General features: G+C 42.9%; 7 protein-coding genes and 4 riboswitches. All 7 genes read right to left on the bottom strand.

What is annotated here, in order from left to right:
- Window positions 1-286: 286 nt before the first annotated feature.
- The 7 genes from E3K36_15810 to E3K36_15780 all read right to left on the bottom strand — a co-directional run bounded on the left by E3K36_15810 (window position 287) and on the right by E3K36_15780 (window position 10,594).
- Window positions 287-676 (bottom strand): DUF4430 domain-containing protein, encoded by a 390-nt coding sequence (locus tag E3K36_15810; GenBank protein MCF6156659.1) that lies wholly within the window; start codon window positions 674-676, stop codon window positions 287-289.
- Window positions 677-691: 15 nt separating this feature from the next.
- Window positions 692-3,070: a TonB-dependent receptor gene (locus E3K36_15805; GenBank protein MCF6156658.1), complete on the bottom strand. Its 2,379-nt coding sequence runs from the start codon at window positions 3,068-3,070 to the stop codon at window positions 692-694.
- 27 nt (window positions 3,071-3,097) lie between these two features.
- Window positions 3,098-3,286, bottom strand: a riboswitch (cobalamin riboswitch).
- Window positions 3,287-3,436: 150 nt separating this feature from the next.
- Window positions 3,437-3,604, bottom strand: a riboswitch (cobalamin riboswitch).
- Between the two features lie 244 nt (window positions 3,605-3,848).
- The gene (locus E3K36_15800; protein MCF6156657.1) at window positions 3,849-4,736 is read right to left on the bottom strand and encodes an energy transducer TonB; all 888 of its coding nucleotides are present in this window, start codon (window positions 4,734-4,736) and stop codon (window positions 3,849-3,851) included.
- Window positions 4,733-5,155 (bottom strand): biopolymer transporter ExbD, encoded by a 423-nt coding sequence (locus tag E3K36_15795; GenBank protein ID MCF6156656.1) that lies wholly within the window; start codon window positions 5,153-5,155, stop codon window positions 4,733-4,735. The genes E3K36_15800 and E3K36_15795 overlap by 4 nt, the downstream gene beginning before the upstream one ends.
- The gene (locus E3K36_15790) at window positions 5,152-5,760 is read right to left on the bottom strand and encodes a MotA/TolQ/ExbB proton channel family protein (protein MCF6156655.1); all 609 of its coding nucleotides are present in this window, start codon (window positions 5,758-5,760) and stop codon (window positions 5,152-5,154) included. The genes E3K36_15795 and E3K36_15790 overlap by 4 nt, the downstream gene beginning before the upstream one ends.
- Window positions 5,761-5,778: 18 nt before the next feature.
- Entirely contained in the window at window positions 5,779-7,827 is a 2,049-nt protein-coding gene (locus tag E3K36_15785; protein MCF6156654.1) for a TonB-dependent receptor, read from the bottom strand.
- A 329-nt stretch (window positions 7,828-8,156) separates the two neighbouring features.
- Window positions 8,157-8,491, bottom strand: a riboswitch (cobalamin riboswitch).
- 195 nt (window positions 8,492-8,686) lie between these two features.
- Window positions 8,687-8,980: riboswitch (cobalamin riboswitch) on the bottom strand.
- A gap of 72 nt (window positions 8,981-9,052) precedes the next feature.
- On the bottom strand, window positions 9,053-10,594 hold the full coding sequence (locus tag E3K36_15780; GenBank protein MCF6156653.1) for a hypothetical protein: 1,542 nt from the start codon (window positions 10,592-10,594) through the stop codon (window positions 9,053-9,055).
- Window positions 10,595-10,733 lie beyond the last annotated feature (139 nt).

The raw sequence follows: 10,733 nt of genomic DNA, 5'->3' as shown, positions 1-10,733 counted from the left end.
ATACCTCCTTGGTTCTATTTTGGTTCTATTGAAGATATTTGATTCGTAGGAAATTATACCGTATTTGAGCCTCGTTTCATCAATAAATACTGTATATAGACAAATTTTTTCATTTGACCCAGTCTGTCCGTTTGTCCGTGCCACCCTGAAAGCCGCATACACAAAGTCGGTTTCTACCTTATATGATATTGATTTTTAAGTAGTAATTCAGAGACCGATTCGTCGGCCATCCACGCAATGATACAGCAATAGTGTGTTCATGATCCCGGATAAATAACATAATCTCTTACTTGTCCTTTTTAACCGTACAAGAACAAACATCCTTTGCATATTCCCACTTCACATGATCACCCTCTTCCAGTATGCACTTATTTGCAAAGGATGTCGCATGTTTATCATTAATATCGTAGTACCAAACCCTATCTCCAACGTGTCCTACAACATTATCAATTGATGTCACGAGAAAATAGCTTTCCTTTTGTTGCGACTCAACCTTTGCAATAGTCTGGAGCGCCTCCAGGACAGTAATGCCCTGTTTCCATTGCGTCTCTACTTTACGGTTCTGATGTAATCCACCATAATTAATTTCTATGGTTATCTTTTTGCCATCACAAAATGCGGTTGATAAAAAAATGAAAAAAACGAATATTCCTGCTACCCAATTTATCTGCCTCATGTTTCTATTCCTCCTTTAAAATTTAAATTCCAATCCTCCATACGCGGTAAAACCAAGCGAACTAAAACCGTTTACCTCTTCGTAATGATAATCAAAAAGGTTCTCAAGTCTGACATATCCGGTCATCGCCTTTGTAATGCCGTAACTTGTTACTACATTAGCCGTCCAGTAATTATCCATTTCTGTCCCATCACTATCGATTCTATCCCTAACCATAACTCCAGTCACATTAACATTCCACTTCTCCATCGGTTGGGTATTAACCCCAAGCGTTGCCCGGTTTCTCGGCCTGCGGGGTAATTGCTGATCCTTTTCTCTATCTTCTGTTTCTGTATACGTGTAGGTGCCATTAATAGAGAGTTTGGGAAGCAGTTTATAGATTACTGATGTTTCAATTCCTTCAGATGCTGCCCTTGCTATATTCTCCGCCAGGTAACTGCCATCAGGTTGAACTGCAGCAGTAATCAAATCTGTAAAATCATTCCTGAAGCAGGTAACATCCAGAATTAGTGCTTTTTTAAGAAATACTCTTTCAACACCAAAGTCCCAACCTTTACTCTTCTCAGGACCAAGGTTAGGATTGCCGAAGAAAGGGTAAAAAAGTTCATTGATGCTTGGGGCACGGAAACCGGTTCCCCATGATCCATGAAATCTGGTATCGATCTCTTCTATGTGATAAGATACTGTTGTTCTGTAAGTGAGATAACTCCCGAACGTGCTGTAATCATCATATCGTAGCCCTACGGACCAGTTTAATGAATCAAATAACGCTATCTGGTTTTGCAAAAAAACTGAATCATTCCAAAAGGTTTGTTTATCGAATACACCGACGCTCTCACCCTCCCGTATTTCATGCTCATAGCCTATTGTCAGGGTATCAATGTCCAGGAGGGCAAAATCAGATTGATGTTCAAATCTCCAGACCCTCGTAGGAATGTGAAATTCCCCTGCGGCGTCTGTTGGATCAAATCCTTTCAGGTCCGTATCATTCACAGAGACCAGAACCGATGGTGTCCAGAAATCCAAAAAGGTCTTGTGCACTTTTGTAGAAAAAAGGACTTCATCAGTCGTTTGGCGCCGGTCAGGGTCATCTACGGGACCGATACCGTATTGGAATGCATCCAATTCAAAATCAGAATGTGACCCTCTTACGGATGTATCAATCCTCCCATTACCCATAAAGTTCCATCCCAGACGCGCCGAGCCGGTGAAATTTTCATAACCATCCTTTTCATTTCCACTACTAGCGGCAGATATCCCATGGGTTCTCAGATAAGAGCCTCCGGCCGAATAATCGAATCTTTCTTTCCCGCCAGAAACACTAATACTCTCACGGTAAGTATCACGCATTCCGTATTCCGTCCCAAAAGCAACTTTATTATCTCCCTGCCCCTTTTTTGTAAAAACAGAGACAACGCCGCCGATCGCATCCGAACCATACAAGGTGCTCTGTGGACCACGTAAGATCTCAATCCTCTCAATGTTATCAGTGGTAAGGTTTGCAAAATCAAATGCCCCTGTTGTGGTACTGTTCATCTGTACACCGTCGATAAATACAAGGGTTTGGGCGGAAGATGCGCCTCTGATAAACATACTTGTTGTTCCGCCTATTCCCTGAGTCCTCGTAACCTCAATCCCCGAAGCCTGGCGCAAAACATCAAGAAGCAATGACGCCCTGCTATTTTTAATATCTTTTTCTGTAATAACCGTTACCGAACTACCGGTACTCCTTAATAATTGTTTTGTTCTGGTAGGGGTAATAACCATATCTTCATTATTATGATACGTATCTTCTTCCTTCCTTTCTTCGTTTCTATTTTCCTCCTTATTCTCGCTTACCTCCCTGCTCCCGGTATCCTTTTCCCTTTCACCCTCCCCTTGATTTTTTTCCTCGTCCTCATTCTTGTTTCGATTCTCATCATTGTTTTTTTCATCCCCTCCTTCATTCTTTTTATTATTTTCATCTCCTTTTTGATCTTTATCCTCAATCTGTTTCTCCCCGTCTTCTTTTATCACAGACTGAACGGCCTCTTCTTTAAATATGAGTTTTCTTGATGATGACCTCAAATCATATTCAGGATCATTTATTTCCGGTACGTTGGAGGACTGTTCTGTATTGTGGTGTTGTCCGGACAAATAATCTTTTTCCTGGTTATTTTCCGCTTTATCAATATTCTCTTTTTTGATGGAGATAAACAAAGGGGAAGTCATTCGGTTGTAATCCGGTGTATCTTGATTTTCTATGAGTTGTTTTTTTAACTCTGTTAACGCCCTCTTCAAATCTTCATTTTCCTGAATAAGCGATTCCACTGTTTTCTCATCAGCGAAACAATAAGGGTTTGATAATAACGAACTGAGTAATATAAAAACTATCGGCGAACAATATTTTTTCATTCCTGCATCTCCCCTCGGAAATAAGAATTAATCATACAATATTTGAATAGGTCTCCTGGCTTCCGGGTTTACCTACTTTCTGCGCCTTCCCAGAAAGCCGTTTAATCAGTTTAAACGGCTTTCCAGTGGCGTAGTGCAGATTTCGTCGCCGGTTACAGTTGCGGGGCAGCTCCCTTTTTTACGGGATTCCCTTGCATTCAAATTGCAATATAGCCACAGATGCACACGGATAAACACCAATACTAATTTTCCGGGTAAATCCAATAGCTATCCACAGATCCATTACTTTTAAAGAACATATATCAGGCAAAACAAAAAACCGTTCATTTGTATATTCAGCATCACCTCTCTTACTATGAAGAAGTTGTTCAGTTAAGCACTGCAGGTAGGTCTTTTGGCTACGGGTCATTCTACTCGTTGCGCTTTTCCCTCGCAAAAATCGAGAGTGGCTTTTGCAACATTCGTCACCGAATACAGCGGTGGTACCGATCCCTTTTCTCTCCGAAAACGACGGATTGCACAGACAAAAAATAACCAATATGGACATCACATCCAGAAACCGCACTACCTGAGGATGGGAAAATACAAACTTTTGATTTTCCCCGAGCTGCCAGTGCGGAGTCATAGTGACTTTTCCATACATGGCATCACTTAAAATCGGAGTGGGATTCCCTTTAAGCCCCGATGAATACCGGAACGCCTGTATGTGGAATCTAATGTCTGGTATTGAACTGTTCAGTTACATAGCATAACTCCCTTATATTCAAAAATAGGTCTATCATCCGGATTTTCTCTCTGATTCTTCCAGGCGAAATCTGATAGGGATTGCCACCCTGGATTTCACAGGCATATTTCCCATTCGTTCAGGCTGGAATTTCCAATGCCTCACTGCCTTTAAAGCCGCCTGATCAAGCAGTTGATAGCCACTGCTTTGTTCAACTTCGACCTTAACCGGCATGCCTTTTTGGTCGATTTCCACCCTGAGTATTACGAGCCCTTCCTGACGCATTTGTTTTGCAAGCCGGGGATACTCAGGCGGATGATTCTGGAAATAACCGGGGTTACCCTTCACTCTGTTCGTTCCTTGAGAAGGACGAGGTGGAGCCTTAACTGCTTCTTGTTGTTTTTTTATTGTCGGCGTAACGGATTTAGTTGCATCCGCCTCTGATCGTGGTGGTGTTACCGGTTTCTCCCTCGGCTCATTCTTAACAAATTCCTGCGGTTTTTTCGTTGCAGGAGTAATGGGTTGAGATACGTCTGCGTTGGGCCGGGGCAGTGTCATTTGTTCTTCCTGCGGCATGGTCTTCACTGCTTCCTGTTGTTTTTCCTCTGTAGGCGTTATTGATTTGACTGCTTCTGTCTCTGGCTGAGACGGTGTTACCGGTTCTTCCTGCGGCACAATCTTAGCAAGTTCCTGTTGTTTCTCCGTTGCAGAGGCAACGGGTTGAACTGCCTCCATCGCATCCGGCGGTGATATGGCAGTCACCAGATCAACGTCTATGCTCCCATTGTCTGATTGAATGTTGTACTGAACAGGCGTAACAAAATACTTCCCGCTAATAAAGAATAAAGCGCCATAAATAGATAATGCAAGTATAAATGCTTTTATCATACTATGGTTGCCTGGTTTAATCTTGCGGCATTTGTTGAATCTATCAGTTGTCATTTTTGCAAAGGTTCTCCCTGCTTTGTCTGAATGGCAACTTTCGTGATTCCTGAAGACCTTACTTCGTCAAGTATTTGAACTGCATTACCAAAATAGGCTTCCTTGTCCCCATTAATAAAAACCCTCATGTCTGGATTTTCTGTCTTTAATTGTTTCAAGCGCTGGGGTAAAAGGTCGGGAGCCAGCTTTTCTTGATTCAGGTATATATCTCCTGACTTGGTAACGGTGATGGTTACTGCTGTTTCTCGCTCCTGAGGTGTGCCTGTAGCGGCGGAGGGCAAATTCACACGAATGCCCTGATTCTTGACCATGGAAAGAGAAACCATTACAAAGGTCGCCAAAAGGAAAAATATAACATCAATAAGCGGAATGATCTCTATCCTTGCCTTCCGCCTGGTTGCTGGTAGTGGTATCTTCATAAATTTTTATCCTGTTTTAAAAGCAAAAGTTCGAGATGCGTAGTGGCATCCTCAATTTCATGCCTGGCTTCTTCAAGGCGTGCGTTGAGATAGTTAAACGGAATAAGTGCGACAATTGCGGTGATTAGGCCGTATGCGGTGGCAATTAAGGCCTCGGCAATGCCGCCAGTGATAACCGTAGGTGCCTCAAGATCACTGCCGCCCAAAAGGCCAAAGGCCTGTATCATGCCGGTTACCGTACCAAAAAGACCCAGGAGAGGCGCAAGGGTAATAATGGTATCCAGCATCGGAAGCCCCCGGTTAAAACGCTTAAGTTCCTTATTTGCAGCCTGTAAAAGAGCGTTTGAGAAGGCTTTGTGACGATGGCGAAGACCGTGAACAAGAGTAACGGCAACAAAATCTTTGCACCCTTCTCCTGCCTGTATCGCCTCTTCAATTTTCCCTTTCTCAACTTCAGAAAATATTTTTCCTACCGTTTCCGGATATCTTGATCTTTTTTCACGGATAAGAAATGCAATCCGCTCTATAATTACGGTTAGGGCTGCCAAAGACGCAACGAGGATTGGCCACATGACAGGTCCTCCTCTTAAGAATAAGTGAAACATTTTTGCTCCTTTTGAAAATTAGAACCGGAAAGTTAATGCGGCACGAACCGAAATGGGTTCAACCGATTTAAAGTGAATATCATTATGCGGAGCATCCTCCTCTTTCAAACGCGATGGATAATAATAATCAATCTCATGATCCCTGTTGTCGAGGAGATTGAAACCCTCGACACTGAAAGTCCAATTTTTATTGAAGTTGTAACCTACTTTAGCGCTCAGCAGACTGGTGGAATCTGAGCGGATGCTATTGTCTTCCGTAAGAGGACGAGGGCCGAAATACCGCAACCGTAGTTCACTGAAAAGACCACGCTCGCCTGGCTGATGGAACGCAATTCCTGTGGATATAACGCTGTCAATTGCACCAGGGACGTGTTTACCCCGCACTCCTTCACCCTCAACAGTTTCACGAAACTTGGCATGTGAAAACGAGAAATCGGCATCCAGGGAGAGCCATCCGGTGGGTGTGTAGTAATTTGTCCACTCGACACCATAACGTCTAGTCGGAGCACTGGCCTCGGTGCTACCAGCATCGCCGGAAAAAACGAGTTCCGAATCCATATCCAGCAGCCACAACGCCAACGTGCTTTGCAACCCCTTAACAATTGTCGTGCGTGCACCGATTTCCGCCCCTTTTGTACGTACCAATGGATCTGCTGATTCCACAGGATCTCCAGTCTTTGGATCAACATGTTGTGTCACACCGCGGCCAGCATTGCTGTGGAAACCGAGGCCAACGCTCAGGTAATACTCCGTTTTAACCCACGGGCCAAAGATAAGTGACCCTTTGGGACTGACGATTGCATCATCTCGTGTGCCGGAATTGGAGGACAAATCACTATCCACATCGAAGTAGTAATAATCCATCCGCAATCCGAAAACCGTGCGGAATTTGTCCGCCCATTGAACCTTATTCTCAACATAGGGGGAAACACTCACCTCCCATACATCATCCTCACGGGTTGTGTTTGGAATCGTCTCTCCGTCATAATCAACTTTATCTGTACGTCGTCGTTCTACAGTTTGAAACAAGCCATTTGTAACAGAATCACTGCGTATTTGCAGACCTACGGTGTTTTCCATATAGCGGCTAAACACTTCGCTGTACCAGGCTTGGCTGGCCTTTGTCCCGCCGACCCATCGCCTGTCAAGCTGCTCAAACTGATCGCCCTGGGGGCTGTCAAGAAAGTACGTGAAATTGGAAAACAAATCAAGATCATAGTAAAATCCGTAGAGCAATACCTTTGTGGAAGAATTTGGATCAGCACGGTGCCACTCAGACGAAAGACAGTACCGTTGCGAATCGCCGCCGTCGCTTGAATCCAAAGAATCAAAAAGGCCAAAGCCAGGAATTACATCCAGCGCACGCTGGGCAATTTGGTCGGTCGCGTTCCAGTCTCCGGCATACGCCATGGCCGTTACGCTATAGCCAAACTCAGCATCACCCCGACTGTAGCTCAATACACCATTTATCCTCTTGTAATCGTCCGGCTCGGTCCAGGGGCCGTCATTATGGAATAATTCAACGGCATACAGAAGATTGCCGCTTCCGACAAGATGTGATGAGGCATGCAGACCTCGAGCATATCCGAAACTACCGCCTTCCACCTGCGCTATACTATGCGGAAGAAAACTGACATATTGAATGTCGGCTGCGCCTGCGGAGGAAAAATCGCCAAGGTCTGCATAGTAAGGTCCTTTCCGGAAATCCACACGCTCAATCAGTTCGGGGATCATGAAATTTAAATCAGTATAGCCCTGGCCATGTCCATGAGTGGGCAGATTTACCGGAACGCCGTTGACCGAGGTGGCAAAGTCCGTTCCGTGATCAAGATTAAAGCCTCGCAGAAAGAACTGATTCGCCTTTCCGGCGCCACTGTGCTGGGCGACGATAACGCCGGGAACGGTCTCCAGCACTTCACCGGGACGTGACAAGGTGCGCCATTCCAACTCGTCCTTTCCTCTAGTACCTTGAGAAGCCGTGCTTGCGATACCGAGCAAACTATCTGCGTGTCCGTAAACCAACACTTCAGGTAAAAGAAATGCATCAGCTTCAGATGACAGAGGCATTGAATTGATGTCCTGTTGAACGGTGTTTGTTGAATTACCGACATTGTTACCGCTTTCTTCCGGTTGAATAGAGGAATCTACACCTGCAAAACATGCCGTCGAAGAACCGACTTCAACCTGCTCTCCGGTTATGCCCTGCCCTGAAGATTGTTTCAGAATTGCCGCGCTGCTCTCTGCTTCCTTTTCCTCCGAAAGATGTTTCTTCGGAGCAGGTTCTGATGTTTCCCCAGTTGAAGCGGTTTTACAATAAAAGTTAGGCGCCAAAGTAATTACCAACAAAATTAAAAGATACCTCATTTACATTCATCCTTTCCCCTCGGAAATAAGAATTGATAAAATTGTGTTCAAACAGGTCTCCTGGCTTCCGGGTCTTCCTACTTTCTACACCTTCCCATCCTGTTTTTGCGATAGCTTAGTCCACCGCAGAGAATGCAGAGGGCGCAGAGAAAATCAAGCGGTTGATGGGTTATGAAGTTGAATTTCTCACCTTCATATCGTCCCACTTTATTACCGTATGTTCTTTTCCGCTGCGTTCTTTGCGTCTCTGCGGTAAAACTATTATCAATAGGACAGTGGCATTATGCAGATTTCGTCGCCGGTTACAGTTGCGGGGCAGCTCCCGTTTTTACGGGATTCCCTGAATATTTGAACCGTAATTAATCGTTCATAAACTTATAACCACCCCTGTTTCCCCTCCTTCGCAAGGAGGGGATGATGGGGAGGTCTTTTTCGGCTATTTGTTAAATTCGGTTATAATCACAAAACTACATAAATAAAAAAGCCCGTTTCTTCGCATAAAGAAGAAACGGGCTTTTAAGTTATGATTATCAAAGCTTCACCTCCTTTACTCGAAGAAGTTTTTTCAGCAACCATTACAGGCAGGTCTTCTGACTAGCGGATCGTTCTACTGGCTGCACCTTCCCGGATAACCGTTTAAACCGTTCAAACCGTTTAAGCCGTTCAAACAGCTAAACGGCTTTTTCCAGTGGTTTCTGCAACGTTCGTCACCAACTACAGCGGCGGTACCGTTCCCTTTTCTCCGAATTTCTGATATAAGGAATTACGTATTAATTATTGTCAGAAATTCGTTGGAGTTGGGATTCCCTTTTCATTCCAATGGGTACATTGGGATACCTATAATGAGTAATTTATTTTTCCCCCTAAGCAATTAATTACATATACACTCCTTTCATAGAGTCTACTTATTTGTTTTTTTTGGTAAATTCTACAAAATATTCCTACTTCCTATTTTTAATATTATTTCATGAAAAATATCTGGATGGTTCAACTCATTCCAATTTTTGTGTATATTGTTGTTAAGATCAAAAGTGTCTTTTTCTCGCGGGAAAACCCACAATCCTTCTTTGGAAGCGAGCACCATCATTTTTGTTTGCAATCTCAAGGCGTAGGATTTCGCTTGATAGTATGCGTCAGCAAATTCCCGATATGTGCTTAACTGAAATTTTGATTCTAAAACCATTTTAGCGGACTCCTCGCCTCTTTTCGGATTAGCACCAAATGCATAGTCGGGATAATTTCGTTCTCCTCGCCCCATTTTTATAGGCATCTGCCTAATCCAATCACTCTCACGAAACCCAAGTTTTTTCAAAAAAGGCTCAATAAGATTAATTTCAACAGAACGTTCATCCTCCAGTTCAACTGATGGCAGATAATCAATGACGTCAATCTTAGGCAATACAGACAAATCCTGCCCTTTTTGCTTCATTATGTCTAGAATCGCTTGATATTCTTCTACTGAAAAAGGCTTTCCACTGGGACCTTGTAAATGTCCTTTAATTGCCGCTTTTTTTGATAAAAGGGGATGAGTCATCATTTCTTTAAAAGTAACAGGAACTGTCTTAATTGGAGAACAAATCCAGATAGTTCCGTGCCAATGAAAAAATGGATCAATAAAGCCATCAGAACTCGCTCGCCAAATAGATTGAATACAGCTTCGTGGAGAAACTTCGTGCATGAGTAAAATATCACCTCTGCGAGTTGCAATATTACCACCCCATTGATTGGTAGATGCTTGTGTGGCATTATCTAAAAAATCAAAATCCCATGTTCCTGCCAAAATCAACCATACTTTTGAAGGAGCAGGGAGTTCCTCATCCTGAATATCTTTAATGAAATTCGGTGCAAAATCATATAAAAAGGCACACATCTCATGTGGATTAAGACCATGCATATTACGAAACTCAAACAAGGCTTGATTGATCTTGTTATAATATAAACTTCTTCCTACTTTATCGTTCTTGCTTGGTATAGGAGGAATTGGGATATTAAATTCCTGGCAAATCTCTTGAAAAATATGGAATCTGGTACGAAATCTATATGGAATAAAATATTCCGGGTTAACAAAGAATAGTCCAAAAGAGACATACTCGACATAATTATAGAAATCATTCGGACTTTCTTGCCCACCAAAATCACAAAGTTTGACCAGTTTGCCTTTTCTATTTTTTGCAATAAGTGGTATCCCTTTATTGACAATTGATTCATAGAAATTTGCTGCTTTCTCAAAATTTTTAAACTTATACTTTGAGGCATAATTTTTAACTACCGTAGTTGTATGGAAAAGAATTGTTTCTGCTCCGATTTCCTTGACATACTTTTCATGGATTTCAACAGTATATTCTTCAAAATCATCAGTTGCTAATTCTCTTTGAAACCTTCTCGGCCCGAGATTTTTAAACCGCTTGATCGCATCTTGACCTTGTTTTGAGTTTTTGTAAATATTCCAGATGTAGTTATTAAATTTCATTGCTTTGTATCTGCCAACCTGCTTCACTCTTCAAAAAGATGTGAAATCAGATAGCCTGAATCAATTTCAAGAATTGACTTGGAATGAGATTATGAGTTTGTCATGCTGAACTTGTTTCAGCATCTCCAACTTATTCCAA

Source organism: Candidatus Brocadia sp., assembly GCA_021646415.1.
Lineage (GTDB): Bacteria > Planctomycetota > Brocadiia > Brocadiales > Brocadiaceae > Brocadia.
Note: the sequence above shows the minus strand (reverse complement) of the source record. Positions and strands in the feature narration are given on the sequence as shown.

What these genes read in the sequence shown, in the direction of transcription:
- E3K36_15810 (MCF6156659.1), bottom strand. Translation starts at nt 676, where the DNA reads ATGAGGCAGATAAATTGGGTAGCAGGAATATTCGTTTTTTTCATTTTT.
- E3K36_15805 (MCF6156658.1), bottom strand. Translation starts at nt 3,070, where the DNA reads ATGAAAAAATATTGTTCGCCGATAGTTTTTATATTACTCAGTTCGTTA.
- E3K36_15800 (MCF6156657.1), bottom strand. Translation starts at nt 4,736, where the DNA reads ATGACAACTGATAGATTCAACAAATGCCGCAAGATTAAACCAGGCAAC.
- E3K36_15795 (MCF6156656.1), bottom strand. Translation starts at nt 5,155, where the DNA reads ATGAAGATACCACTACCAGCAACCAGGCGGAAGGCAAGGATAGAGATC.
- E3K36_15790 (MCF6156655.1), bottom strand. Translation starts at nt 5,760, where the DNA reads ATGTTTCACTTATTCTTAAGAGGAGGACCTGTCATGTGGCCAATCCTC.
- E3K36_15785 (MCF6156654.1), bottom strand. Translation starts at nt 7,827, where the DNA reads ATGCCTCTGTCATCTGAAGCTGATGCATTTCTTTTACCTGAAGTGTTG.
- E3K36_15780 (MCF6156653.1), bottom strand. Translation starts at nt 10,594, where the DNA reads ATGAAATTTAATAACTACATCTGGAATATTTACAAAAACTCAAAACAA.